Below are 24,643 nucleotides of genomic sequence, written 5' to 3' on the forward strand. Positions count from 1 at the left end.
AGGTTTTCCTAACGAGAAGAACATATGGATCAGCTCTTGATCGTCACTTGCACCCCACCTACACCGCACGTGACAACTGGCCGTAAAGCCACGGCGGTCTCATGCGAAGGCGCCGCCTCGGATGTGGTCAGGAGGGGATCGTCGCCGGCGTGAGTGCCTGCGCGGGTTGGGTGACAGCCAGCTTGCGGGCCAGGCGGAGCCGGTACGCGTCCAGCACCACGGCGACCAGGATCACCAGCCCGGTGATGATCTGCCGTTCGAAGTCGGAGACGCCCATGAGCAGCAGCCCGTTGGTGAGCACGCCGAGCAGACATGCCCCGAGGAACGTGCCGACCATGGAGCCGCGCCCGCCCATCAGACTGGCTCCGCCGATGACCACGGCGGCGATCGCGTTGAGCTCGTAGCCCTGGCCCAGGATCGGGCTGGCGATGTTGAGCCTGGCCATGTACAGGATGGCCGCGATGCCCACGGTCAAACCGGCGATCATGAAGGCGGCGATCTTGATGCGGGAGGTCTTGTGGCCGGACAGGCGGACGGCTTCCTCGTTGTTGCCGGTGGCGTAGATCAGCCGCCCGAAGACGGTGCGCGACAGCACGAACCAGCCGGCCCCTGCCAGCAGCAGCGCCACCCAGAACACCGCGGGGATGCCCATCAGCGTGAGGGTGCCGAAGTCGTTGAGCGCGGCAGGCAGGTTGTAGATGGTGGCCGCGTTGGTATACCGTTCGGCGCCGCCGCGCGCGATGTTGAGCATGGCCAGGGTGACGATGAACGACGGCACCCGCCACTGTTCTGACACGAACCCGTTGACCCAGCCGACCACGCCGCCGACGAGCATGCTCACCAGGATCCCGCCTACCAGCGTCAAGGCGGAGCCGGATCCGGCCATCATGGTGCCCGACACGACCGCGCACAGCGCCATCGCCGAGCCGACCGACAGGTCGATGCCGCCGACCAGGATCACGAACGTCATGCCCACGGCGAGCACGGTGTTCAGCGTGATCTGGGTCATGATGTTGCGCAGGTTCTGCTCGGTCGCGAAGTTCGGTGCGAGGATGACGAAGAAGCCCGCGAGCACTACCAAGGCGACGCCGATGCCGGCTTCGCCGAGCACGAGCCTTTTGATCATTGTGTTTCACCGTTCTTGAGGTAGCCCGAGTAGGCCAGCGTGAGGATGCGCTCGGCGTCGAAGTCCGCCCGGGTGACCTCTCCGGCGATCTTGCCCCGGGAGAAGACCAGGACGCGGTCGCAGATGCCCATCAGCTCCGGCAGGTCCGAGGAGACGACGAGCAGGGCCTTGCCCTCTGCGACCAGGCCGAGCAGTAGCTCGTGGATCTCGTACTTGGCGCCGACGTCGATGCCGCGGGTGGGCTCGTCCACGATCAGGATGTCGGATCCGGCGTTGAGCCACTTGGCCAGCACGACCTTCTGCTGGTTGCCGCCCGACAGGGTACGTACGTGCTGGCCGACGCCCGAGGAGCGCAGGTGCAGGCGCCGCCCGAGGGCCTCGGCGAGCGAGCGTTCCTGACCGAAGCGCACCAGGAGTCCACGCAGCTTGGCGAGGGTGACGTTGGCGCTGATCGGCAGGTCGAGGACCAGACCCTGCGACTTGCGGTCCTCGGTGAGCAAGCTGATGCCGTGCCGTACGGCGTCCTTGGGATGCCGGATGTGTACCTTCTCGCCGTAAAGCTCGATTTTTCCGGACAAGGCGGGGTCGGCGCCGAAGATCGCGCGCATCGCCTCGGTACGGCCGGAGCCGACCAGCCCGGCGAGGCCCACGACCTCGCCGCGCCGTACCGAGAAGGAGAGCGGCCCTTCGAAGCCCGCGACCTTGAGATCGCGCACCTTCAGCGCCACCTCGCCCAGCGCCGTCGGCGGCTTGGCCGGGTACTCCTGCGACAGGTCGCGCCCCACCATCAGCCTGACCAGGTCGGGCGCGGTCACGTCGGCCATCTCGCGGGTCTCGATGCTGCGTCCGTTGCGCAGCACGGTGACCCGGTCGGCCAGCTCCAGCACCTCCTGCAGGTGGTGGGAGATGTAGACGATGGCCACGCCGCGTTCGCGCAATGCCCGCAGGATGTCGAACAGGCGTCCCGCCTCGCGCGAGGTGAGCGTGGCGGTCGGCTCGTCCATGATCAGCAGCTTGCTGTCGGTGGAGATCGCCTTCGCGATCTCCACCAGCTGCATCTGCGCGATGCCGAGCCGCTCGACCAGGGTGTCGGGCGAGACATCCAGCCCGATCTCGGTCAACAGCCGCGCGGCGTCCATGCGCAGCCGCTTCCTGTCGACGACGCCCGCCGTGCGCGGCAGTTCGCGCAGGAACAGGTTCTCCGCCACGGTGAGGTAGGGCAGCAGCGCCAGCTCCTGGTGGACCACCGAGATCCCGGCGGCCAGACCGTCGGCCGCATTGGCGGGGGTGTAGGGCGCACCGTCGAAGGTCATCGTGCCGCCGTCCGGCGCGTGGATCCCGGCCAGGGCCTTGACCAGCGTGGATTTGCCCGCGCCGTTCTCGCCCACGAGGGCGTGGATCTCGCCTGCGCGGATGTCGAGGTCGACCCCGTCGAGCGCCACCACACCGGGGAAGCGCTTGACGAGGCCGCTGACCGTCATCATCCGACGTTGTCCTTGGTGATGAGCTTGATCTCGGTCTTCTGCCAGCCGCCGAAGTTCTCGCCGGCGATCATCTTCATGGCGTAGTCGATGCCGTTGGAGGCCTGCTGCGCGCCGTACTGGTCGAGGGTGGACACGACGGAGCCGTCCTTGACGTACTGGGCGATGGCCGGGATGTTGTCGAACGCGGCGACCTTGATCTGGCCCTTCTTGCCCTGCTCCTCGATCGCCTTCAACGCGCCGAGCGCCATGTTGTCGTTGCCGGCCAGCACGCCCTTGATGTTCGGGTGCGCGCTGAGCATGTTGCCGAAGACGGTGTGCGCTTCGTCGGTCTCCCAATGCGCGGTCTTGGCGTCGACGAGCTTGAGCCCGCCCTCCTTGATCGCGTCCTCGAAGCCGGCCTTGCGCTGGGTGGCGTTGGCCGCGCCGGGGTTGCCTTCCAGGATGACGACCTCGGCGTCCTTGCCGACGGCCTTGACCAGCTCCATGCCCGACTGCTTGGCGCCCTCGCGGTTGTCGGGGCCGACGAAGGGCACCTTGTCGCCGATGCCGGCGGCCTTCATCGCACCCTCGTCGAGCTGGACGTCGATGTTGACGACCTTCACACCCGCGTCGACGGCGCGCTTGATCGGCGCGACCAGCGCGCGGGAGTCCGCAGGAGCGATGACGACCGCCTTGGCCTGCTGGGTGACGCACTTCTCGACGGCGGCGACCTGGTTGTCGATGTCGGTCTCGTTCTGGATGCCGACGACGCTGAGCGTGAGGTCGCCGCGCTTGGCGGCGTGCTCCTCGGCGCCCTTCTGCATCTGCTGGAAGAACTCGTTGGCCAGCGACTTCATCACCAGGCAGATGCCCGGCTTCTCGCCCGGCTTGGGGGCGGCGGCGGTCTGGCCGGTGGTGGTGCCGCCCTCCTTGCCGCAGGCGGTCAGCGCGAGGGCCAGACCGGCCACGGCGACGATCTTCTTGTTCATTCGGTGTTTCTCCTTCAGAAGGGAACGCCCGCTTGGAGGACGACGTTCGCGTACGGCGTCGCCTCGCCGGTCCGCACGACTGCGCGGGCCCGGCCGGTGAGCTCTTTGAGCTGGGTGTGAGGAATGCGTTCTGTTCTTGTCAGCAGGCCGTCGAGGAAGCCGGGCGGCGACTCCTCGGCGACATAGGCGGTCTCGACGACGAGCTCGCCGAGCACCGCTTCGAGTACGGGTAGGAAGGCGGGCTCGCCCCTGCGCCAGACGAGGTCGACCGTCTCGACGCCGGGCGGGACGGGCAGGCCGGGGTCGGCCACCACGATGAGGTCGGTGTGTCCCGCCGCGGACAGGATCTGCAGCAGGCGGGGATGCCAGAGGCCGTCATGACGCACGGGCGAGCAGCCTTTCCACTTGATCGCCGGTGGGCATGGGGGCTTGGGCCCCGTGGCCGGTGGTGGCCAGCGCGCCGGCCGCGCAGGCCCGCCGTACAGCCTGGTCGAGGGGCAGGCCGGCCGCGTGGGCGAGCGCGAGTTGCGCGCAGAAGGTGTCCCCGGCGCCGACCGCGTCCACCGCGGGCACCGGGAAGGAGGGCACCTGGCAGGCGCCGGAGGCGTCCTGGCCGCGCGCCCCGTGCTCGCCCAACGTCACCACCGCGGCGCGCGGCCCGAGTGCGAGCAGCGCGGCGGGGTCGGTGTCGCCGCACAGGGCGGCGGCCTCGCCCTCGTTGACGATCAGCAGGTCCACCTGGGTGAGCAGCTCCTCAAGACCCTGCGTGTACGGCGCGGCGTTGAGGATCACCGGCACGCCGTGCGCCCTGGCTTGACGGGCGGCGGCGAGGCAGGCGGCCACCGGGATCTCCAACTGCAGCAGGAGCGCGTCGGCGCCGGTGAGATCGAGGTCCGTGAGGCGGAGCAGCCCGTTGGCGCCCCTGGCGACGGTGATCATGTTCTCGCCGCCGTCCTCGACCACGATCATCGCCAGCCCGGTGGCGGCGGGCGCCTGCCGTACGCCCGAGACGTCCACGCCCTCGCGCGCCACGGCGGCGAGCAGCTCGCGGCCCAGCGCGTCGTCGCCGACCAGGCCCACCAGGCGGACCCGCGCGCCCAGCCGGGCGGCGGCCACCGCCTGGTTGGCGCCCTTGCCTCCGGCGGCCCGCACCGCGGCGGCGCCCGCGACCGTCTCGCCCCTGCCGGGCAGGCGCGTCACCGGAACCGTGAGATCCATGTTGAGACTGCCGGCGACGACCAGCTCCAGCTCACGCATCGTCGAGCCCGCCGACCGGGTCAGGGCAGCCGCATGAGCCGCGCCTGATCAGCATGGCGGACAGGACGACACGTTCGCCTCCCGATGAGTCACCGATCTGTGCCATCAGCAGCTCCACCGCGCGCCTGGCCATTACCTCGATCGGCTGGCGCATTGTGGTGAGCGCGGGCACGGTGTAGGAGGAGGCGGCGACGCCGTCGAACGAGCACAGCGCGACGTCGCCGGGCACGCTCAGCCCCAGCTCGGCTGCGGCGCGCATGACGCCGATCGCCTGCTCGTCGCTGGTCACGAAGAGCGCGGTGGGCCGGTCCTCCTGCGACAGAAGGCGGCGGCCGCTGAGATAACCCTGCCGCCGCCCGAACGGACCATGGGCCAGCGGCATCGAGGCCGGGTCGAGGCCGGCTTCGGTCAGCGCCCGCGACCAGCCGGCGACACGGTCGACGGTCGGATGGATGTTCTCCGGCCCCGCCACGCAGCCGATACGCCGCTGCCCGTGCGCGAGCAGGTGGCCGGTCGCCTCGTACGCACCGCCCTCGTTGTCGAGAAGCAGGTGGCTGGCCGGGGCGTCGTCGAGCGCGCGGTCGAGCACGATGCACGGCACCTTGGAGGCGGCCAGCTGGGACCGCCAGGCGTGCGGGCCGTGGGCGGGAATCAGGATCAGCCCGTCGACCTGGCGGTCGATCAGGGTCCGCACGTAGGCGGCCTCGCGATCGTCGTCGTCCATCGCGTTGCCGAGCAGCAGCGTCAGGCCGTGCTCGAAGGCGACGTCCTCGATCTCGCGGGCCAGCTCGGCGAAGAAGGGGTTGGCGTTGTCGGGGACGACGAGCCCGATGGTGTGCGTGCGGCTGGTACGCAACGAGCGGGCGACGGCGTTCGGCCGGTAGCCGAGCTCGTCGATCGCGCGCAGCACCCGTTCGCGGGTGTGCGGGGCGACATTCCTCGGCCCGTTGTTGAGCACGTAGCTGACGACGGCGTCTGAGGTGCCGGCCAGCCGCGCCACATCGCGGCGTGTGACCACTAGCAAGTCCCATCTACTCGTGTTGATGCAGTATTCGGTCAGAGAATCCGCAGGAGCAACTCGTGTAGATGAGTCGTTACTAATCTGTTATCGCCAGGTTTCAGGATGGCCACAAACAGCGGTCTGAGGTTGTGCGCCGACCTGCTGATTTCGTACATTGCATCTTTTTCGTACGGCAGCGCGCGGAGTCTGCGCAGGTCAGGCGGTTCTGGAAGCTACGCGGTGGGCGCACGATTCTGCTCGGAGGAGGGAGTCGGCGCGGCCAAGGCGTACCGGATCAAGGGAGCCGCCTGAAGAGTCCAGGCATGCGGGATGCCCGCATGCCTGGGTACTGCCGTCGGCGCCCGGCCGGACGGCCGGCCATCGAATTCAGCCGCCGCGCCTGGCCTGGCTGGGCGATCCGGCCTTTGTCGAACTTCGGACAGATGCCCGGGCGGGTAGGAGATGCACCCGGAGTGAGATAGTCGTCGACGCGAAGAGCCTCAACCCGTCGGGCACAGGACGGCTTGGCCGGCTTTGATCATTTCGGGGATGATGGCGTCGTCGGTGGTGCTCCGCGTGACGGAGATCTCGAACTGCCGTCGGCCATCGGTCGAGTAAAGGATCAGTGTGGTGTAGCCGAGTCCCGAGCCGCCCTGCATGTTCAGATTTTCTTCGCACTTCTCCGTGCCCTGCCGCGCGCTGCCGCTGCCATCGCCGTCGGCTGACCCACCGGCAGAGCCACCGGCGAGGACCTTCCGCAGCGACGGTGGCAGCAGCCTGCCCTGGTCGAAGGCCCGCTGGAAGATGCTGACGTCACGCGTGGTCGAGACGACATTGCCGGCGCCAAAGCCCCAGCTGGCGTTGGCGCGGTGCATGTCGCGCAGAGTGCCGGTGGAGTCAGCGTAATAGCCGTGCCCGTGCGGGCCCTTGATGCCCTCCGGGGGCTTGGTGAGCGCGTAGGTCCGGGTCATGCCGAGCGGGCGGAACAGGCGCCGGTCGAGTTCGTCGGCCAGGGTGTGACCTGTCACCTGCTCGATGAGCATGCCGATGAGGGTGTAGTTGGTGTTGGAGTAGGTGAACTTCTCACCCGGCTCGCCGGTGCGCGGCAAGCCGCGCGTCGTCTCCACGATGTCGATGGGCCGGTAGTAGGTGGTGAAGTCGAAGACGTCGAACGCCGGTTCGGTCGAGCCGCTCCGGGACCACCAGTCGGGGATGCCGGAGGTGTGCTGGATCAGTTGCTGGACGGTGATCTCGCCGGCTCGTTCCACCAGCCCGTCGGCGGCCACCTCCGGCAGCCGGTCAGCGAGTTTGTCGTCCAGGCCGAGCTTGCCCTTCTCGACGAGTTGGAGGAGCACGGTGGCCACCATCGCCTTGGTCTGTGAGCCGATGTAGAAGCGGGAGTCGGCCGGGATCGTGCCGCCTTCGCCGTTGAGCAGCCGCGACCCGGCGGTGCCCTGGCCGGCGGCCTTGCCGTCCACGTACGCGCCGCCGATCGCGCCCACGACGCCGGGCGTCTTGGCGAGGTTCTCCATGGCCTGCTGGGCGTCGCCGACCGCGGCGGCGCCGGCGGCGCTGGCGGCCGTCGCGGGCGAGGCGGTGGCCAGCAGCAGGGCTGCCGCGGTCGCGGCGGCAACAGACATGCGCTTCAAGACAACAACTCCTTCGAGGTGACGACAAGGGGTCAACAAGGCGCGGGCGGATCACGCGATGACCTGTCGTGCCGTCTCGCCGATGGACGCCACGGAGGCGTCGGAGATGCCAGGGATCACCATCAACAACACGCGTGACACGCCGCCGGGTCTCGCAGCACACTCGGCAACTCGCCCGCCGGTCAACCGCGATCCACTGTCGACCAGCCGTGTCGCCATCTTGTCCGCGCCGTGTCATGGTCAAGTCACGGTCGCAGTTGCGCCGGCCACCACCCTTCAGTTTCATGCGCCTGACGCGACCTGGGTGTCCGACGACTGGCCGCCATTCCGGCTCGTACTGAAGTCCGGCTTCGTCGACCGCGCCAACCAGGCCACGCTCAGAGCGGTGCTGGCCACCACCACGGACAGGCGGCCCGCAGGCGTGTACGACGAGGTGCGCACCACCCTCTACCAGGGTCGACAGATCCTCCAGCGATGACCGGTACTACACCATCGTGGATTACCTCCGCCTGTCGAACTGGGGGATGAAGGCGCGTGTCCCGGCTCGCTGATCCCGAGGCATGGGAAGATCCATGACCTGCGCTGCCCCAGATAAGTGAGACAGTCCGACAGCGAGCTTGTCTCATCGATCATGAGGCAAGTCGTCAGAATGCTTGTGCGAGACCTGGATCTTTCGGTGATAGCGATCTGGGGGTTCAGTAACGCGCGAGGGTCTTTCGGCTGATATGGCGGTATGCGCCTGCCTCAGACGTTTCGCCGCCGCGGCGGTACCACCAGAGTGCCCGCGCTGCGGGAACCGCGCCCGGCCGCATGGTGGATCGCCCCGGCCGCGCTGGTCGTAGTCGGCACGGTGTACACGGTGGCATGGTGGCTGCTGGCCGGGCTGCCCGCGGTGCCGACACCGCAGCAGGCGGCCGAGACGGCCGCGCGCAGCGAGATCATCCGTACCGCGCTGGCGGCCGGCGCCGGTGTGGGCGCGGCCATCACGCTGATGCTGGCCTTCCGCCGCCAGCGCCACCAAGAGATGTCCGCGCACGTCACCGCTTACGACGCGACCGAGCGGCGGGTGACCGAGCTGTACACCAAGGCCGCCGAGCAGCTCGGCCACGACAAGGCCGCAGTCCGGCTGGCCGGGCTGTACGCGCTGGAACGACTGGCCCAGGACAACCCCGGCCACCGGCAGACCATCGTCAACGTGATCTGCGCCTACCTGCGGATGCCCTACACCCCACCCGAGCCGCCCGACCCCGAGCAGGCCCGCCGCCAGACGCTGCGGGACGCCGCCCGCCGCTACCGCGCCGCCGACCGCACCACCATCGGCACGGCGCCGGTTTCCCCCGGCGCCGATCCGGAAAACGAGCGCCAGGTGCGCCTCACCGCGCAGCGCATCCTCCCCGACCACCTCCGCGACAACCGCTCACCCCATGAGCGAGCGACCACCGCCCCGCCTGAACAGTTCTGGCACGACATCCGCATCGACTTGACCGGGGCGCTGCTGATCGACTTCGACTTCGCCTACTGTCGCACCGCGCAGGCGGTGTTCCATCGGGCGACCTTCTTCGGGGACGCCAAGTTCCTTGGGGCGACCTTTTTCGGGGGTGCACGGTTTGCCGGGGCAACCTTCTCCATGAACGCCAACTTCGGCGGGGCGACCTTCATCGGGACCGCCGGGTTCGGTGGGGTGACCTTCGCCGGGGGCGCCAGATTCGCCGGGGCGAACCTTGGCATCGCCGAGTTCGCCGGGGCGACCTTCTCCATGAACGCCAACTTCGCCCAGGCGGACTTCTCCAGCGGGGCCGGGTTCGTCGGGACGACGTTCTCCGGGGACGCCGGGTTTGCCCAGGTGACCTTCAACGGGGGCGCCGAGTTCGCCCAGGCGACCTTTTCCGGGGGCGCCCGGTTTACCGGGGCGACCTTCTCCATGAACGCCGACTTCGGTGGGGCGACCTTCTCCGGGGGCGCCGAGTTCGGCGGGGCGACCTTCTTCACGGACGCCAACTTCGGCGGGGCGGCCTTCAAGGAAGGGGTTGATCTTGCCGGGGCGCAGGTGGCGCAGGCGCCGGGCGCGCAATTGGTCTGGCCAGCGGGCTGGCGGGTGGCGTCCGGCGCGGACGGCGTCAGGGTGCTGGAGCGAAAGGGCGAGCCGCCGCCAGCCGCTGAGACGGTGCCACTGGAGAAACCGCACGACTGATCGGACGCGCGAGAAGTTGCGGCATTGAACGACTTATGAGCCTTCGTGCCGCAGCCCGTGCTGCCGCGCAAGTGGCCCGTCACGCAACGTTGGCCGGGTGACTGGCCCAGCTTCGGACGCCGCTCCCGGCAACCGGTGAAACCGGCCGAGGGTGCCGTGAAACCGGCGCCCCCGAGAGTGAAGCCATGAGCATCACAGAACTCGGACGTACCGGGGGCGGCCCGGCCTCCGGCGGAGGAACCGATCTGGCCGTACGTGCGCAAGGGCTTGCCAAGACGTTCGGCGAGCACCGCGCCGTCGACGGGATCGACCTGAACGTACGCCCCGGTGAGATCTTCGGCGTCCTCGGCCCGAACGGCGCCGGCAAGACCACCATGCTGCGGATGCTGGCCACCTTGTTGAAGATCGACGCGGGCCGTGCCGAGATCTTCGGGGTCGACGTGGCCGGCAACCCGCACATGATCCGCCAGCTGGTCGGCGTCACCGGACAGTACGCATCGGTCGACGAGAACCTGACCGCCCGCGAGAACCTCTGGCTCTTCAGCCGCCTGCAGGGCATCGCCGCGCCGCGCGCCCGGCGCATCGCCGTCGAATTGCTGGGCCAGTTCGGCCTGGAGGAGGCCGCCGACAGACCGATCGCGCAGTTCTCCGGTGGCATGCGCCGGCGCCTCGACCTGGCGGCCAGCCTGATCACCAGGCCACCGCTGATCTTCCTCGACGAGCCGACCACCGGTCTCGATCCGCGCACTCGCGGCCAGATGTGGGACACCATCCGCGGTCTGGTCGCTGAGGGCTGCACAGTACTGCTGACCACGCAATATCTGGACGAGGCCGATCAGCTCGCCGATCGTGTCGCCGTCATCGACCATGGCCGCAAAGTCGCCGAGGGCACGCCCGACGAGCTGAAGACCGCGGTCGGCAACTCCACACTCCAGTTGCTGCTCGCCGAGCCGGGCGAGGTACCCGCCGCGGTGGAGGTCGTACGGCGCGTCCTCGGCTCCGACCCGGTACTCAGCCCGGAGCAGGGCCGCCTCAACGTCGCCCTCGACCAGGCCGACCTGGCCGCGGACGTACTGATCGCACTGCGTACCGCCGGGGTGTCGATCTCCTCGGTGAGCGTGGCCAAGCCCAGCCTGGACGAGGTGTTCCTCGCCCTCACCGGCCACAAGACGGACAGCGACGACCGGACAGGAACGGACGAGACCGGCACGAAGGAGAACCGATGAGCACCATGACCGCACCCGCCCGCGAGGCGGTCCGGGCCGCCGACCGCGTGGCGGCCGCCCGGCGGCGCGTCTCCACGGGGGAGACGATCGTCCAGACCCTGACGATGGCGTGGCGGGCGCTCAAGAAGATGCGCCGCAACCCGGAGCAGTTCTTCGACGTGGCGCTGCAGCCCATCCTGTTCACCGCGATGTTCGCCTTCATCTTCGGTGGCGCCATCGCCGGCGACGTGGAGAGCTATCTCCCCCTGATGATCCCCGGCATCCTCGCCCAGACCGTACTGACGACGTGCATGGCCACGGGCACGCAACTCCGCGAGGACATGGAGAAGGGCGTCTTCGACCGGTTCAAGTCGTTGCCGATCGCCCGGATCGCGCCGCTCGCCGGCCCCATGGTGGCCGACCTGCTGCGCTACACGATCGCGGCCACTCTGACCTTTGGCATGGGCCTGGTGATGGGCTACCGCCCAGGCGGCGGAGTGGGCGGCGTGCTCGCCGCGATCCTGCTGGCGATCATCACGGGCTGGTCGCTGGCCTGGGTCTTCACGTGGGTAGGCACGATCGCCCGGAGCGCCCAGGCCGTCCAGAGCATCTCCATGATGATCTTGTTCCCGCTGACGTTCCTGTCGAACGCGTTCGTCCCCGTCGAGACCCTGCCCGGCTGGCTGGCCGCGTTCGTCCGGATCAACCCGGTCTCACACCTGGTCACGGCCGCCCGCGACCTCGCCAACAGCGCCCTCGTCAGCGCAGAGGTGGCCTGGACGCTCCTGGCGTGCGTGATCGTCATCGCGATCTTCGCGCCGCTGTCGGTACGCAGCTACAAGCGGCACATGTGACCCGCCCCCGTCACGACCGGAGACCCGCTCGACGAGACCGCGCGCCTCGTCGAGCAGGTCGGAGCCGCGCCGATCGCCGTATTCGGCCCGCAAGGAGGCAATCATCCCGGGCGCGGCCCGCTCCGCGTACGGTTCGATCCGCTCGAAGCTCATGCAGGGCATGTTGCCGCTGTACGCAAACCGCTCGGCCAGCACCAGCAACCTGATCGCGTCGCGGGGGGCCATGGCTCCCCGCAGCAGCCCCCAGGCGCCGAGCCCGAACAGCATCGAGCCGCACATCGGGTAGTCGAGGATGGGGTTTTCCGCGGCCAGCAGGTCGTAGCCCCGGGCGGTGGCGAACAACTCCTCGCCGTACCGGACGTCCTCCGGCGAGGCGTGGTACGCGTACGCCGTCAGGGTGACCGCCTCCGCCATCATCGTCCACGGCATGAGTTCCGTCTGCGCCACACCGGGCAGGCGCAGGTCGCGCGCCCGCTGGACGGCCAGGCGGTATTCCGCGAGCGCGGCGGCCGTCTCACCGCGAGCGAGGGCGAGCTCGGCCGCGCACAACGAGACGATCGCCACCCCGCCGAGCACTGCCTCGTTGTCGTTGATCCGGGTGATCTCGGCGAGCTCGGCCGCCGCGGTGTCGAGGTCGCCGTCGGCGAGCGCGGAGACCAGGAGCAGCGAGCGGAGCTGGCTCTCATCGTCTGTGGTGCCGAGCCGGCTCAGCACCGGGATGGCGATCCGCGCGTGTCCGACCGCCCGCCGGCGATCGCCGAGTTGCATGACCAGGTGGGCCAGCAGGGCGTGCATGATCGCGGCGAACCACGGCCCCTCGTCCTCGCGGAGCATCGTCAGGGTTCGCTCGGCGGCCTCGATCGCCCCGGTCACGTCTCCCGAGTTCTCCAAGACGTGGACGCTCGTCTGCATCGCCGCCAAGGCCACGTCACGGTCGACACTCCGGCACAACTCCGCCAGTCGGCGGCGCACGTCGGCGCCATCGGGCGCGTCGCACGCGAGCACCACCATGGCCATCGCCGCCAGGCGGGGATCCGTCGTGTCACTGGTGGGCAGCGTACGGAGGAGATCGCGCAGCGGATCGCCGCTGCGGTCGGTGACGATCATGATGTTCGCGAGTGTGATCAGCATGGCGCCCCTGGTCACCTCGACGAGGTACGGCGGCGGCACCCAGCCGGTGATCACCTGGGCGATCGCGTCCCGGTGAACGAACACCCGGGAGTGGTCACCACGGATCGACCACAGCCCGCCGACGCCTGCCAGCAACTGGACCATCGTGACGGGATCGGGCTCGCCGAGAGCCTGCCGGAGCAGTTCGGCGAGGTTGCCCTCCTCGGCGTGCAACGCGTCGGCCGCCGCGAACTGCGCCGGGCTGAACAGGGCGGAGGCGTGTTCGAGGGCGTACGCTGTCGCCCAGGCCCGCTGCGCCGCCCGGGCGGGCGCCTCCTCACCGGCCTCCTTCAGCCGCATCCGCCCGAACTCCCTGACGGTCTCCAGCATCCGGTAGCGGAGGCCGTACGTCGTCTCGTGGACGCTCAGCATCGACTGCTCGGTCAGCGCGTCAACGGCGCACAGGGCGTCCGGGCCGAGTACATGCTCGGCCGTCGCCAGCGTGAAACCATCACCGAACACCGACAACCACCGCAATGCCCGCCGTTCTGGCTCCTCCAGCAGATTCCATGACCAGTCGATTACCGCGAGCAGCGTCTGGTGCCGGTCGGGGGCCGTACGGTTCCCTCCACGCAGTAGGGCGAACCGGTCCGCCAGGCGCCGCGCGATCTCCTCCACCGACATCACCCGCACTTTGGCCGCGGCCAGCTCGATCGCGAGCGGCAACCCGTCGAGGCGGGCGACGACCTCCTCGACCACTCCCTCGTCGATCCGCACACCCGGTCGGGCGGCCGTGGCGCGCTGGCGGAACAACTCCACCGCGTCGCCCGTGGGCAGCTCACCGAGCAGGTAGACGCGTTCGGCGGGGATCGACAAGGGGGCGCGCGAGGTGATGAGCACCCGCAGGTCGCGGGTCGTCACGGTCAGGAACGCCACCAGGTCGGCGACGGCCTCGATCACGTGCTCGCAGTTGTCCAGGATCAGCAGCGCCGGGGCCTGATCGAGATGTTGGGCGATCCGGGCGCGAACGTCTGAGCGCTGCTCAGCGGTCAGGACCCGACGCCCGCTGACCGAATCCCGAACCCCGAGCGCCGAACCAACCTCACCCACCACGCCCTCCGGCGAGGACACGCCGACGAGCTCGACGAAGTGAGCGACGGGCTGCGCGACGTCTCTGCCGACGACATGAGCCAGCCGCGTCTTGCCCAGCCCACCAGGGCCGACGATGGAGACCACCCGGTTGGTCTGTAGCAGGGCGTGCACCGCACGGATGTCGCCGTCGCGGCCGAGCAACGAGGAGCCGTCGAAAAGGATGCCGGCACGCACCGGCCGATCCGCGATGAGGAGTTCGGCGTACACGCGGGCGAGCTCAGGCCCTGGTCCGGTGCCGAGCCGCGCCACCAGGCCCGTGCGATACCGCTCGTAGCGCTCCAGAGCAGCGGCGGCACCTCGTACGGCGGCCTCGCTCCGCAGCAGGCAGACCAGCAGCTCCTCGTCGTGCGGCCAATCGACCGCGGCCTCCTCCAGCAGCGACAGCGCGGCCTCGTGAGCGCCGCTCCGGCCCCGCGCGATCGCCGCCACCCGCCGCGCCTCAGCCACCCACTTCGCCGCCATGCCCCTCAGCTCGGCTAGCGCGCCCGTGGCACCATCCGAGCCCCTCAGCTCGGCAAGCCCGCCCATGACACCATCCGAGCCCCTCAGCTCGGCAAGCCCGCCCATGACACCATCCGAGCCGCCGGCCACGAGAGCCATGGCCTCTTCGGAGCGGCGACGCGCGAGCGCCACGTCGTCCTCGCCCAGTGCGGCCCGCGCCTCCTTCACCAGCGCGCCGACCAGCAGCGCGTCCACCTGATCGGCGGCCAGCCCAAGCCGGTAGCCGCGCGACATCCGCACCACGACATCGGCATGGGTCGCCGCCCTGGTCCGCGAGACGACCACCTGCAGCGCCTTCGTCGGATTGGCCGGCACCTCGTCGGGCCACAGCTCCTCGACCAGGCGCTCGTCACTGACCCCCGCACGCCCATGCATGGCGAGCATGGACAGCAGGGTCTGCGCACGATCGCCGATTACGGGCACACCCTGCCAGCGGACGCCGTCGAGCAGGACCAGAGCGGGGGACACACCCTCAGCTTACGGACGAGTTAGACGTGGGCGGCGTGACCGCGAGTATCTCCACGTCCTGTACTCGAGGCCGCGTGCTACGGCTTCACCGTCGAACTCCTGGGATGTCTTTCATGAGCCCTCCCACCACGGCTCCACGCCCTCCTCGGCAATGAACTCGAAGAAGTCCATGTTGGCGATCTCCAGGTTGCACGCGATCGACCCGACCATGCGGCAAGGGACGACGGCAGGTTGCCCTGGGGTGTCGTACAGGTCGACGACGGTCAGCGGTCGGCCGGACTCGGCGAAGGTCCGGGCGTCAGCGAGCGCGATCAGCGTGGGGTTCTCCTCAGGCGGCATCAGCGCCGGGACCTGACCGGGCTGAAGTCCCTCGAAGGTCCGGTCGTCGACGACCAGCGCCTCCCACGGGTAGTGATCCGCGTCGACCTCATCCGTGTCGTCCGTGTCATCCGTCTCGTCCGTCTCGTCCGTCTCATCCGCGTACAGGTCCGCGCCGAGCCAGCCGTCCTTGTCCAGCCCGCCCAATTCGTCCAGCAGCACGCGCCAACCCTCCTCGTCGTCGAAGGAGGTGCGGACCAGCATGGCCGCGTCGGTGGAGGGCAGAGCGGGGAAGGACCTGTACGGCGGCACCGTCAGCACGGGGAAGGCCAGCCGGCCGCCGTCCCCTTAGTACATTCCGTACCTGTCCATGTCGCGCACTAGGTCGTCAAACGCGAGCGCGCTGCCCAGCAGGGCGGCCAGGATCTCGCCGAGCCGGGCCGGCGGAACACGTACGCCGCGCCCGGGTACCGTCGCCAAGTCCACCAGCAGGGGCCCATCCCCGCCGTACACCACCGGGGTGTCCGCCAAGACGACGACCGGCGGCACGGGGCCACCGTGCAGGATGAGCGCCGGAACGTTACCGCCGTGCAGGTCATCCCATCCAGGATCCTCGACCAGGCGGAGTCGCATCCCGCTGCCTCCGAGAACGAGCACGTCGCCTTCTTGATGGCCCCCGATCTCGTTGAGCAGCCCGCCCCACGAGGCCTTGCCGTGCTCGTAGCGCGTGGCGACCAACAGCACATCACCGGGCGCCGGCTGGGGAAGCTCGGGACGGGACATGATTCCTCCGAAGGAACGACGCGAAGATCAGGACATTACCGTGGAGGAGGATCCAGACCACCTCGGGAGACGTAGGGCAAGGACGGGATGAGCAGGCTTCCATCTCTGCCACCGTCGCTGCGGCCCCACAAGGCCACATCATCGTCTGCTTCGACCATGACATCGCCGTACTCACCGCAACCCGATCGAGCTGACCATGGCATGGTTCGACAGGACTGTAGCGACCCTCTGTACCGGGCCCTCGACCTCCTTGCCGAGCATGGCCTCAAGCCCTGATCATGTAGGTCCGCCAAGCCGGACACACCGACCCCGAAGGTAAGCACTGGCCGCCGCTCTGGAAGGAACGACATGATTCGAGCCATCACCCGCGGCCACAGCCTGCCGACGGTGTTGATCGCGGGCGCGTACACGGCGGCTGTGCTCACGCTGACATGGCTGACCACAGGCGGTTACCTCGGTGACAGACTCTACGGAAGCCTGTTCATGGCCATGATCGCCTTTCCTCTCTCCCTCGTCGCGAGCCCTCTGAGCGAGGCGCTGAAGGGCGCAGTTCTTGGCCCGAACGATAGTCCTGCTTATTGGGAATACAGCGATGACCTGGAATACGCCTTGATGAGTTGGCCGGGAATCGTCACCGCTGTGGTCCTCGTTCTCTTGCTGACGCGGCGGAGTACCCGTCTGGTGGGGCTGGGCGCAGGCTGGGTGCTGAATGCTGCAGTGATCTTGGCGGGAGTGTCGACTGCCTACGATCAGTGGGCGCCCCGCCGACCTTACGGCTGGCCCTTTCTCGTGTTCGGGCTGATCATGGCCATTGGACTGATCACCGCACATCTGTCCGCGCCGAGAGAGGCTGTTGCCGAAAAGGTATAAGGTCCTCCGGTCATAATGAGACGGAGGCAATCGCCGGATACCGCGGCTGACCGCCCTTAATGGCAGGCCATAGACATCCTCGACTATCGGGGACCTTCTGATCTCATCCATAAGGTTCGCAAGGCCGAGCAGCCCGACCCGAACGGTTCCCGCTGGCCGCTCCTGGGCTCCACTTGCACCAGCTGCGTGCAGCGTGCCCGCTCCCAGCGTGCCGAACACAGTGCGGCGCCACCGACGGCTAGCGAGGCCGGCTCGTCGGCGCGTATCGCACCAGCCTGTTTCGCGTCACACAGCAACTGCGGGACCATGAACCGGGTATCTCACTGAAACCTCAGGCAATGGCGGCGATGTCACCGTCGTCGAAGTAGATCGACTGATGGAGCCGGTCGCCGAGCGCAGTGGCGTAGCGGGCGAGAACATCCTGCCCAGAGATCTTTCCTTGCTCGATCTGCGAGACGCGTCCTTTGGTAACCCCCATGCGCTGCGCGATGTCTTGTTGGGTCAGCCCGCGGCCGCGACGGATCTCAGCGAGCCGGTGTCCTTGCACCTTGGCGAGGAGTTCCTGCTTGCCAGCCTCCACGGTTTCCTCACCGCCGGCACGTTCGACGTGCTCGGCACGAATGTCCTTCCAACGCACATATCCCGTCATGATCTGCCCTCCTCCGCCTGACGTTCCTTCAGATAGGTCTCATAGCGTTGCTCAGCGAGCGGGATGGCCTGCCTGTACCAGGCGCTGGCCCGTGGTGTCCTGTCGCTCCCATCAGTTACAACTCCTTTAGGCTTGCTATGTATCCAGGCGTGTCACCTTGCAGCACCGGATGGCACAACGCCGTAGACTGCAGATGTGAGCGCTCCTGAGCCTGACCATTCCCATGAGATCTCTCAACGTGACCTGCGCAATCGGTCAGCGGAGATCATGGATGGCCTGGAGCGTGGGGAGCGATACGCCGTTACCCGTAATGGCCATCACATCGGCGATCTGGTCCCTCTCCGCCGCCGACGCCGGGCCGTGTCACGCGCCGAATTCGCCGCTGTGTCGTGTGGCATGCCACGACTGGACGACGCTAAATATCGCGAGGACATGGACCACCACGCCAACGACGATCTCTACGACCCTTACGATCGCGCATACGGCAGACGGGAATTCGCAGAGGACGAGGAATGACCCACGCTCTGGGGCTGCTCGACACCAACATCCTCATCTTGCGCGCCGGCCTCGATCCCGACGAGCTCCCCGATGAGATGATGATCAGTGCCATCACCACCGCGGAGCTCTCGGTCGGCGTCCTGGTGGCGGCAGGACCGCAGGAGCTCGCCCAGCGAATGAAGATCCTTCAGACCGCCGAAGCCGAATTCGATCCACTTCCCTTCGACGACACCGCAGCCCGCGAGTACGGCCAGTTGTGGACGGCAGTCATTACCTCAGGGCGCAAACCACGCCCCCGCACCGCAGACCTGATGATCGCCTGTGTGGCGATCGCGAACCGGCTTCCTCTGTACACCTGCAATCCCAGGGATTTCAAAGGACTTGATCATCTGCTTACCGTGGTCCCAGTGACCCGTCCGCAGTGGGCCAGGGCATGAATAGAAAGCGCTCGCGATGCGGCAGTTAACAGCTTGACCTGTGGCCGTCACTACATGCAGCCACAGAGCCTTTCGGGTGAGGTGATGTTGCTGTACACGTCACTCTGTCCAGCAATCTGACCCGTCCTGATTTGCGATGTTCGTCCTCTCCTTCGATCAGCTCGGTAGCTTGCTGGAGTGAATCTTGTGCAGCGTGCCGTTGGCGCGGTCGTCGGCTCGGCTGTGGGCGACGCGCTGGGTGCTCCATTCGAGTTCGGCCCGGCGGGAGCGTTCTCCTCCCGCTTCCCGCTACCGGATGCCGGCGGCGAGATGAGTGGAGGCGGCGGCTGGGACGCGGGCGAGGCCACCGACGATACGCAGATGGCCGTTCACGTAGCTGAGTCGCTGTTGGAGCATGGCGGCCTGGACCTGCCGGATATCTTCGCCCGCTTCCAGCGGTGGGCGTCCGATGATCCCAAGGACATCGGACTACAGACCGAAGACGTACTGACCCGCGGACTGCCCTGGGACCAGGCCGCCACCGCCCACTACCGAAGCAGCCACCGAGCCGCGGGTAACGGCGCGCTGATGCGGGCCACCCCATCGGCGGTGTACTTCGCCCGCGACGGACAGCAGGCCACCATGGACGCCACCCGGCACATCGCCGCCCTCACCCACGGCGACCCGGCGGCATGGGAAGGCACCGCGATCTATCACGACTTGATACGTGTCGCCCTGGACGGTGCGAACCCCTTGAACCAACTCTCCCAGACCCTCACCGCTGCCCACCCCGACCATCGTCAACGCTATGCCACCGTCCTCGCCCCCAGCTGGCATCCCGACCAGGCCACCGAATTCAACGGCGCCGTCTGGCCATGCCTCGGCTCAGCCGTCTGGGCGCTGCGCACCACCCGCAGCTATGAGGATGCCCTCCGGGCCGCGATCGACCTGGGCGGCGACACCGACACCGTTGCCGCAGTCACCGGCGGCCTGGCCGGCGCCATATACGGACCGGCAGCAATTCCAACCACCTGGACCGAGCCCTTACACGTCCCGCTATCCGGCAGCGGCGGCCGGACCCTGCGCCTGCCCCACCTGCTCGACCTCGCTCGTGACCTCGCAGAGCGTCCGGCTTCAGACTAACGGCGGCTTGGCCTGGGACGACTGCGGCGGGAAGATCCGGTCCACTTCAGCCACCTACGACCTCGCCGGCGCTTGGTGAGGATCCCGAAGCCGGAGTCTCCCGCCGGAGCTGATCCTTTCTCCGTCCTGTCGGAGCGGTCTGCCAGGCTGTGGCCATGCCGCATGAGGGAGTCACAGAGTTTCTCCAGGTCACCAGCCCGTACGAGATGCCGCCCGAACTGCGGCGGGAGCTGGTCGAGTGCTGGGTCACGGTGACCAACGCCGGGGGCGCGGCCGGTTTCCCGTTTCCACCTGTCACCTTCAATCAGGTGGCGGAAGTGGCTGATCAGCTCATCGCCGGCCTCGACTCAGACCGCAGCCGCTTCCTCTTGGCTCTCGTCGACGGGATGCTCGCTGGCTGGCTGAACGTGCGCAGAGACACCAACCCATTGATCGCCCACTGGGGGACAGTCCATCACGTCCAAACCCACACCGACTTCCGCGGCAGGGGGATCGGAGCAGCACTGATGCACCGCGTGTGCCATCTGGCCCGCGAAGAAATGGGACTCGAACAGCTCCACCTCGCCGCCCGTGGTGGAGTTGGGCTCGAAGACTTCTATGGGCGGCAAGGCTGGAAAGAGGTCGGCCGTTGGCCTGGCGCGCTGCGGCTCGCGCGCGGCGATGATCGCGACGAAATCCTGATGGTGCTCGATCTCTGACTGTTCCGACCTGAACGGCATCCGCTGGCCGCGCGGCGAGACCGTCGACAACGCGACGGCCCTCTACTGCCGGTTCCGAGGAAGCTTGCTCAGAGCGTAGAAGTTGCGGTGCAGCGCTCTCGTCCCTGCTGAGACCTGGCCGGTTAGGGGTGCGCAGGCGAAGCCTGCGCTCCGGAAGGGTGTCCGAGCGGAGCGAGAGCCTGCAGGGGTCGGGGCTCCGGCCCGACTGAAGGCACGCCTGAGCCCCTAAAGCGCGAAGCGCCTCCTTGTGAAGACCTTGTGTGCCGAAGGCGCGCCCCAGGAAGAACAGCCCGAGCGATAGCGAGGACCGCTCGGGGCGGGCTTCCACGATCAACCACCCAGATGGGCAACGGGTGGGCGGCACCCGGCCCACCTACCCAAAGAAATGGTGGAGCCTAGGAGATTCGAACTCCTGACTTCCTGTTTGCAAACGGGAGCCAGCCACGATGCAGAGGGCCCCTCACCATGATCACGGGGCGTATGCGGTCTGGTGGCGTGTGATCGTGCGAGGTGGTGTTGCTGTAGGCCGACGCTGTACACGCCCCCACGCAGTGTCCCGCCCCACCATCCGACGGCCTTCTGTGGGTTTCTCTACCGCGCGGGGAGAAGTCAGTGAAGATCCGAACTGGTTGAGGGCTCGGTGTGCTCATCGTCGGAGGAATCGGCAAAGGCGCGTGATTCCTCATGCTCCAGGCGCCTGAAGAGATCCGGATAGGCATGCTGAAGCAGATCTCGCACTTGCCGTTCCAAATCGGGAACGTTCACCGTGGCAGCGCTGTGCACGATCTTCCAGTCGACGCTGAAGTATCGGTGGACCACGTTATTGCGCAGCCCTCTGATGAGCTTCCACGGGATCTCGGGGGTGGAAGCTCGAGTCTCGTCCGAGATCCCTCCGACAGCCTCACCGATAATGGAAAGCTGCCATATAACCGCGTCGCGGCGCATCGAGTCAGCAGCCCACACCTCAGCTGAGACGCCTTCGAGGTATGAGGCGATCTTCCTGGCAGCTTCCACGATGTCCACCAGATACAGGCCCTCACGCTGCATACAGCACCCGGGCGTCGGTAAGAATCTGGTCGCGGATGACCCAGTGGAGACCTTCCTTGGAGACCACATCGACCTTACGGCCCAGCAGATCTTCCAGTTCCTCCTGGAACGCGAAGAACTCAAGCCCGATGTTGCTGTCAGGCTTCAGAACATAGAGGAGGTCGATGTCACTGCCGTCTCCGTCCTCGCCACGAGCAACCGAGCCAAAAACAGCCAACTCGGCAATCCCGTACCTCTCGCACAGCTTGACCAACTGCGCGTAGACGGTCGTGAAGTCAACACTCATGGCACCTCCTGGTTCCCAGGATGCCACCTCAACTGCGATGCCGCACGATTCGGCCCCATCTTCCCCCACACCAGTCGGGCGTCACCACTACACAGCTGGGTCGTGACCGATCGCTTCGGGTGCGGTACGACGGGGGCGCCCAGCGAAGGGTGGAAGCCACGCTAGGCATCGGGCCGTCACTGCTTCCGCCTGCGAAATGCCCCTTCTCGGCTGGGGGAGCGGCGTGGCCGTGGGAAGTCGCAGGGCCAGCAGGAACTTTCCAGCGAACCCCAGATTAACGGCCACGTAGAAGGCGCAGGCGAAGCCTGCACTCAAGAAGACAAAGCGTCTGAGCGGAGCGAAGTCCTCCAGGGGTCGGGGCTTCGGCCCGACTGGAAGGAGCGCCTGAGCCCCCTGCGCGAAGCGCCCCATTGCGAAGACCGTCGCTTCCATGCGAGGCGTGCACCCGCCCGCCTGATCATCCCATCTGCCATCGACCCATCCGCATAGGGAGCGAGCGAGGGCTACAGGTCCAGGCGGAGCGCCCCACCGAACGGACGACAAGTCATGACTCCCGGGCGCCGATCGTCCGGCGGCACGGTGGTGACGCCTGAGCCGAAGACCGGACTCGACATCCAGCAGAGGTCTATCCTGACGATTACGCGCTCCGGAATCCGCCGCCAGCGACACGAGGACGCCAGCCGCCCGACACAGGGCTTTTGACCTGCGGTTCCAAGGTGGATAAGGGTTCAGTTGTATCGGTGTCGACGACGGGTGAAAACTGACCCCGTGGCGACGGCCGAAAACTGACCCCCTTCAGTCACTCTGGAGGGTGATCAAGGTGGAAGACTGGGCAGAGATCCGCCGGTTGCACCGGGCCGAGCAGATGCCGATCAAGGCGATCGCTCGGCGGCTGGGCATCTCGAAGAACACCGTGAAGCGGGTGTTGGCGGCCGATCAGCCGCCGGCGTATCGGCGGGCGGGCGGCGGTTCGATCGTGGACGCGGTAGAACCGCGGATCCGGGCGCTGCTGGCCGAGTTCCCGGACATGCCGGCGACGGTGATCGCGGAACGGATCGGCTGGCAACGGTCGATGACCGTGCTCAAGGAGCGTGTCCGGCAGCTGAGGCCGCTCTATCGGCCGGTCGATCCCGCGTCGCGGACGACGTATCAGCCCGGTGAGCTGGCGCAGTGCGATCTGTGGTTCCCGCCGGTCAAGGTGCCGGTCGGTGCCGGACAGCAGGCCGGCCTGCCGGTGCTGGTGATGGTGTCGGGCTACTCGCGGTGGATGCTGGCGCGCATGATCCCCTCACGCGCGGGCGGCGATCTGTTCGCCGGGATGTGGATGCTGCTGCGCATGCTGGGCGCGGCGCCCAAGACGCTGGTATGGGACAACGAGAGCGCGATCGGCCAGTGGAGAGGCGGCCGGCCCCAGCTCACCGCCGAAGCCAGCACGTTCCGCGGCACCCTCGGCGTTCAGATCGTGCAGTGCCGTCCCGGCGACCCCGAGGCCAAGGGCCTGGTCGAGCGGGCCAACGGCTATCTGGAAACGTCGTTTCTGCCGGGCCGCTCGTTCACCGGCCCCGACGACTTCAACGCCCAATTGGAGGGCTGGCTGGGCCACCGGGCCAATACGCGCCATCATCGGCGAATCGAGTGCCGGCCGGCCGACCGGCTGGTCACCGACCGGGCTGCCATGGTCGCGTTGCCGCCGGTGGCTCCCCTCGTCGGCTGGCGTTCGTCGACCCGGCTGGCTCGCGACCACTACGTGCGCATCGCCTCCAACGACTACTCGGTCCACCCGTCGGCGATCGGCCGGCTGGTCGAGGTCGTCGCCGACCTGCAGCAGGTGAGCATCACCTGCGGCGGGCACAGCGTCGCGACACACCCACGATGCTGGGCCGCCCACCAAACCATCACCGACCCGGCACACGCCCAGGCCGCCGCGGTGATGCGCCGCTCCCACCGCCTCCAACTCGCCACCCCCGCGGCCGACACCCCGGTCGAGCAGCGCCCGCTCAGCGACTACGACACCGCGCTCGGCATCGAGGTCGGCCAGGGCGTGGTGGCGTGATGGCGGGCACGCGCACCCCGGATGCCGCAACCCCCACCAGCGGCCGCAACCTCCAGGCAGAACTGGCCTACCTGTCTCGGGCCCTGAAGGCACCATCGCTGCACGCCGCCATCGAGCGGCTGGCCGAGCGAGCCCGGGCCGAGTCCTGGACCCACGAGGAGTTCCTGGCCGCCTGCCTGCAACGCGAAGTCGCCGCCCGCGAGTCCCACGGCGGTGAGGCCCGCATCCGCTCAGCCCGTTTCCCGGGCCGCAAAGCCTTGGAGGACTTCGACTTCGATCACCAACGCTCCCTGAAACGCGAGGTCATCGCTCATCTGGGAACGCTGGACTTCGTCGCCGCCCGCGAGAACATCATCTTCCTCGGCCCGCCCGGCACCGGCAAAACCCACCTGTCGATCGGCCTGGGCATCCGGGCCTGCCAGGCCGGACACCGGGTCGCCTTCGCCACCGCCGCCGCCTGGGTCGACCGCCTGGCCGACGCCCACGCCACCGCCACCCTGCAGCAGGAACTCACCAAGCTGTCGCGCATCCCGCTGCTCATCGTGGACGAGGTGGGCTACATCCCCTTCGAGCCCGAAGCCGCCAACCTGTTCTTCCAACTCGTCAGCAGCCGCTACGAACGAGCCAGCCTGATCGTCACCAGCAACAAGCCGTTCGGGCGCTGGGGAGAGGTGTTCGGCGACGACGTCGTCGCAGCAGCGATGATCGACCGCCTCGTCCACCACGCCGAGGTCATCAGCCTGAAGGGAGACAGCTACCGCCTCAAAAACCGCGACCTTGGCCGTGTCCCCACAGCCGGCCACACCAACGACCAATCAAGCACATCAAGGGGTCAAAATTCAGGCGACGCCAGGGGGTCAGGATTCAGCCGTCGTTGACAATCGGTAGCGTGGAGG

23 protein-coding genes and 1 pseudogene are annotated in these 24,643 nt (G+C 67.9%); 11 read left to right on the forward strand and 13 right to left on the reverse strand.

The annotated features are described in order from the left end of the window. Positions 1 to 127 precede the first annotated feature (127 nt). From AB0J16_RS03350 to AB0J16_RS03380, 7 genes are all read right to left on the reverse strand, one after another. The gene (locus tag AB0J16_RS03350; RefSeq protein WP_358534182.1) at positions 128 to 1,126 is read right to left on the reverse strand and encodes an ABC transporter permease; all 999 of its coding nucleotides are present in this window, start codon (positions 1,124 to 1,126) and stop codon (positions 128 to 130) included. After that, positions 1,123 to 2,610, reverse strand: a complete 1,488-nt coding sequence (locus AB0J16_RS03355; RefSeq protein ID WP_358534185.1) for a sugar ABC transporter ATP-binding protein — start codon at positions 2,608 to 2,610, stop codon at positions 1,123 to 1,125. Before AB0J16_RS03355 ends, AB0J16_RS03350 begins: the two co-directional genes overlap by 4 nt. Continuing rightward, on the reverse strand, positions 2,607 to 3,578 hold the full coding sequence (locus tag AB0J16_RS03360) for a sugar ABC transporter substrate-binding protein (protein ID WP_358534188.1): 972 nt from the start codon (positions 3,576 to 3,578) through the stop codon (positions 2,607 to 2,609). The genes AB0J16_RS03355 and AB0J16_RS03360 overlap by 4 nt, the downstream gene beginning before the upstream one ends. A 14-nt stretch (positions 3,579 to 3,592) precedes the next feature. Further along, entirely contained in the window at positions 3,593 to 3,964 is a 372-nt protein-coding gene (locus AB0J16_RS03365; protein WP_358534191.1) for an RbsD/FucU domain-containing protein, read from the reverse strand. Then, positions 3,954 to 4,835, reverse strand: coding sequence for a ribokinase (locus AB0J16_RS03370; RefSeq protein WP_358534194.1), 882 nt, complete (start codon positions 4,833 to 4,835; stop codon positions 3,954 to 3,956). The genes AB0J16_RS03365 and AB0J16_RS03370 overlap by 11 nt, the downstream gene beginning before the upstream one ends. Beyond that, positions 4,828 to 5,853: a LacI family DNA-binding transcriptional regulator gene (locus AB0J16_RS03375; protein ID WP_358534820.1), complete on the reverse strand. Its 1,026-nt coding sequence runs from the start codon at positions 5,851 to 5,853 to the stop codon at positions 4,828 to 4,830. Before AB0J16_RS03375 ends, AB0J16_RS03370 begins: the two co-directional genes overlap by 8 nt. 482 nt (positions 5,854 to 6,335) lie before the next feature. Next, positions 6,336 to 7,475, reverse strand: a complete 1,140-nt coding sequence (locus AB0J16_RS03380; protein ID WP_358534822.1) for a serine hydrolase domain-containing protein — start codon at positions 7,473 to 7,475, stop codon at positions 6,336 to 6,338. Positions 7,476 to 7,566: 91 nt separating this feature from the next. Between AB0J16_RS03380 and AB0J16_RS03385 the strand changes: the two genes are divergently transcribed. From AB0J16_RS03385 to AB0J16_RS03400, 4 genes are all read left to right on the forward strand, one after another. Further along, the gene (locus AB0J16_RS03385) at positions 7,567 to 7,962 is read left to right on the forward strand and encodes a hypothetical protein (protein ID WP_358534197.1); all 396 of its coding nucleotides are present in this window, start codon (positions 7,567 to 7,569) and stop codon (positions 7,960 to 7,962) included. A gap of 255 nt (positions 7,963 to 8,217) precedes the next feature. After that, entirely contained in the window at positions 8,218 to 9,675 is a 1,458-nt protein-coding gene (locus tag AB0J16_RS03390; protein WP_358534200.1) for a pentapeptide repeat-containing protein, read from the forward strand. A 185-nt stretch (positions 9,676 to 9,860) separates the two neighbouring features. Beyond that, the gene (locus AB0J16_RS03395) at positions 9,861 to 10,901 is read left to right on the forward strand and encodes an ATP-binding cassette domain-containing protein (RefSeq protein ID WP_358534203.1); all 1,041 of its coding nucleotides are present in this window, start codon (positions 9,861 to 9,863) and stop codon (positions 10,899 to 10,901) included. Beyond that, complete coding sequence (locus AB0J16_RS03400; protein ID WP_358534206.1) at positions 10,898 to 11,734, forward strand: ABC transporter permease; 837 nt, start codon at positions 10,898 to 10,900, stop codon at positions 11,732 to 11,734. The genes AB0J16_RS03395 and AB0J16_RS03400 overlap by 4 nt, the downstream gene beginning before the upstream one ends. A gap of 1,689 nt (positions 11,735 to 13,423) precedes the next feature. Here AB0J16_RS03400 and AB0J16_RS03405 read toward each other — a convergent pair. The 3 genes and pseudogenes from AB0J16_RS03405 to AB0J16_RS03415 all read right to left on the reverse strand — a co-directional run. Further along, positions 13,424 to 14,881, reverse strand: a pseudogene (locus AB0J16_RS03405) (BTAD domain-containing putative transcriptional regulator); the annotation flags it as partial. A gap of 195 nt (positions 14,882 to 15,076) precedes the next feature. Next, positions 15,077 to 15,595, reverse strand: a complete 519-nt coding sequence (locus AB0J16_RS03410) for a hypothetical protein (protein WP_358534208.1) — start codon at positions 15,593 to 15,595, stop codon at positions 15,077 to 15,079. A 36-nt stretch (positions 15,596 to 15,631) separates the two neighbouring features. Further along, a complete protein-coding gene (locus AB0J16_RS03415) occupies positions 15,632 to 16,066 on the reverse strand; it encodes a hypothetical protein (protein ID WP_358534211.1) in 435 nt (144 codons plus the stop codon). Between the two features lie 348 nt (positions 16,067 to 16,414). Here AB0J16_RS03415 and AB0J16_RS03420 point away from each other — a divergent pair, with 348 nt between their 5' ends. Beyond that, entirely contained in the window at positions 16,415 to 16,936 is a 522-nt protein-coding gene (locus AB0J16_RS03420; protein ID WP_358534214.1) for a hypothetical protein, read from the forward strand. A 331-nt stretch (positions 16,937 to 17,267) separates the two neighbouring features. On the opposite strand, the gene AB0J16_RS03425 is transcribed toward AB0J16_RS03420, so the two are convergent. Beyond that, entirely contained in the window at positions 17,268 to 17,585 is a 318-nt protein-coding gene (locus AB0J16_RS03425; protein WP_358534217.1) for a helix-turn-helix transcriptional regulator, read from the reverse strand. A gap of 195 nt (positions 17,586 to 17,780) precedes the next feature. Here AB0J16_RS03425 and AB0J16_RS03430 point away from each other — a divergent pair, with 195 nt between their 5' ends. From AB0J16_RS03430 to AB0J16_RS03445, 4 genes are all read left to right on the forward strand, one after another. Further along, on the forward strand, positions 17,781 to 18,101 hold the full coding sequence (locus AB0J16_RS03430) for a prevent-host-death protein (RefSeq protein ID WP_358534220.1): 321 nt from the start codon (positions 17,781 to 17,783) through the stop codon (positions 18,099 to 18,101). Continuing rightward, entirely contained in the window at positions 18,098 to 18,520 is a 423-nt protein-coding gene (locus AB0J16_RS03435; RefSeq protein ID WP_358534222.1) for a type II toxin-antitoxin system VapC family toxin, read from the forward strand. Before AB0J16_RS03430 ends, AB0J16_RS03435 begins: the two co-directional genes overlap by 4 nt. Before the next feature lie 177 nt (positions 18,521 to 18,697). Next, entirely contained in the window at positions 18,698 to 19,642 is a 945-nt protein-coding gene (locus AB0J16_RS03440) for an ADP-ribosylglycohydrolase family protein (RefSeq protein WP_358534225.1), read from the forward strand. 155 nt (positions 19,643 to 19,797) lie between these two features. After that, the gene (locus AB0J16_RS03445) at positions 19,798 to 20,340 is read left to right on the forward strand and encodes a GNAT family N-acetyltransferase (protein ID WP_358534228.1); all 543 of its coding nucleotides are present in this window, start codon (positions 19,798 to 19,800) and stop codon (positions 20,338 to 20,340) included. Between the two features lie 630 nt (positions 20,341 to 20,970). Here the strand turns inward: AB0J16_RS03445 and AB0J16_RS03450 are convergent. Both AB0J16_RS03450 and AB0J16_RS03455 read right to left on the reverse strand, forming a co-directional pair. Then, the gene (locus tag AB0J16_RS03450; RefSeq protein ID WP_358534231.1) at positions 20,971 to 21,408 is read right to left on the reverse strand and encodes a DUF86 domain-containing protein; all 438 of its coding nucleotides are present in this window, start codon (positions 21,406 to 21,408) and stop codon (positions 20,971 to 20,973) included. Continuing rightward, positions 21,398 to 21,694 carry a nucleotidyltransferase family protein gene (locus AB0J16_RS03455; RefSeq protein ID WP_358534233.1) on the reverse strand — a complete coding sequence of 99 codons (297 nt, stop codon included), beginning with the start codon at positions 21,692 to 21,694 and terminating at the stop codon, positions 21,398 to 21,400. Before AB0J16_RS03455 ends, AB0J16_RS03450 begins: the two co-directional genes overlap by 11 nt. An 811-nt stretch (positions 21,695 to 22,505) precedes the next feature. Between AB0J16_RS03455 and istA the strand changes: the two genes are divergently transcribed. Further along, complete coding sequence (istA, locus tag AB0J16_RS03460; protein WP_358534235.1) at positions 22,506 to 23,747, forward strand: IS21 family transposase; 1,242 nt, start codon at positions 22,506 to 22,508, stop codon at positions 23,745 to 23,747. Further along, the gene (istB, locus tag AB0J16_RS03465; protein ID WP_358534237.1) at positions 23,747 to 24,625 is read left to right on the forward strand and encodes an IS21-like element helper ATPase IstB; all 879 of its coding nucleotides are present in this window, start codon (positions 23,747 to 23,749) and stop codon (positions 24,623 to 24,625) included. Before istA ends, istB begins: the two co-directional genes overlap by 1 nt. Positions 24,626 to 24,643 lie beyond the last annotated feature (18 nt).

The organism is Nonomuraea sp. NPDC049750 (assembly GCF_040659625.1).
In the GTDB taxonomy this organism is placed as follows: Bacteria; Actinomycetota; Actinomycetes; order Streptosporangiales; family Streptosporangiaceae; genus Nonomuraea.

Coding starts and splice junctions, on each gene's coding strand:
- AB0J16_RS03350 (WP_358534182.1), bottom strand. CDS start 1,126: ATGATCAAAAGGCTCGTGCTCGGCGAAGCCGGCATCGGCGTCGCCTTG.
- AB0J16_RS03355 (WP_358534185.1), bottom strand. CDS start 2,610: ATGATGACGGTCAGCGGCCTCGTCAAGCGCTTCCCCGGTGTGGTGGCG.
- AB0J16_RS03360 (WP_358534188.1), bottom strand. CDS start 3,578: ATGAACAAGAAGATCGTCGCCGTGGCCGGTCTGGCCCTCGCGCTGACC.
- AB0J16_RS03370 (WP_358534194.1), bottom strand. CDS start 4,835: ATGCGTGAGCTGGAGCTGGTCGTCGCCGGCAGTCTCAACATGGATCTC.
- AB0J16_RS03380 (WP_358534822.1), bottom strand. CDS start 7,475: ATGTCTGTTGCCGCCGCGACCGCGGCAGCCCTGCTGCTGGCCACCGCC.
- AB0J16_RS03385 (WP_358534197.1), top strand. CDS start 7,567: ATGGACGCCACGGAGGCGTCGGAGATGCCAGGGATCACCATCAACAAC.
- AB0J16_RS03390 (WP_358534200.1), top strand. CDS start 8,218: ATGCGCCTGCCTCAGACGTTTCGCCGCCGCGGCGGTACCACCAGAGTG.
- AB0J16_RS03395 (WP_358534203.1), top strand. CDS start 9,861: ATGAGCATCACAGAACTCGGACGTACCGGGGGCGGCCCGGCCTCCGGC.
- AB0J16_RS03400 (WP_358534206.1), top strand. CDS start 10,898: ATGAGCACCATGACCGCACCCGCCCGCGAGGCGGTCCGGGCCGCCGAC.
- AB0J16_RS03415 (WP_358534211.1), bottom strand. CDS start 16,066: ATGTCCCGTCCCGAGCTTCCCCAGCCGGCGCCCGGTGATGTGCTGTTG.
- AB0J16_RS03420 (WP_358534214.1), top strand. CDS start 16,415: ATGATTCGAGCCATCACCCGCGGCCACAGCCTGCCGACGGTGTTGATC.
- AB0J16_RS03425 (WP_358534217.1), bottom strand. CDS start 17,585: ATGACGGGATATGTGCGTTGGAAGGACATTCGTGCCGAGCACGTCGAA.
- AB0J16_RS03435 (WP_358534222.1), top strand. CDS start 18,098: ATGACCCACGCTCTGGGGCTGCTCGACACCAACATCCTCATCTTGCGC.
- AB0J16_RS03445 (WP_358534228.1), top strand. CDS start 19,798: ATGCCGCATGAGGGAGTCACAGAGTTTCTCCAGGTCACCAGCCCGTAC.
- AB0J16_RS03450 (WP_358534231.1), bottom strand. CDS start 21,408: ATGCAGCGTGAGGGCCTGTATCTGGTGGACATCGTGGAAGCTGCCAGG.
- AB0J16_RS03455 (WP_358534233.1), bottom strand. CDS start 21,694: ATGAGTGTTGACTTCACGACCGTCTACGCGCAGTTGGTCAAGCTGTGC.
- istB (WP_358534237.1), top strand. CDS start 23,747: ATGGCGGGCACGCGCACCCCGGATGCCGCAACCCCCACCAGCGGCCGC.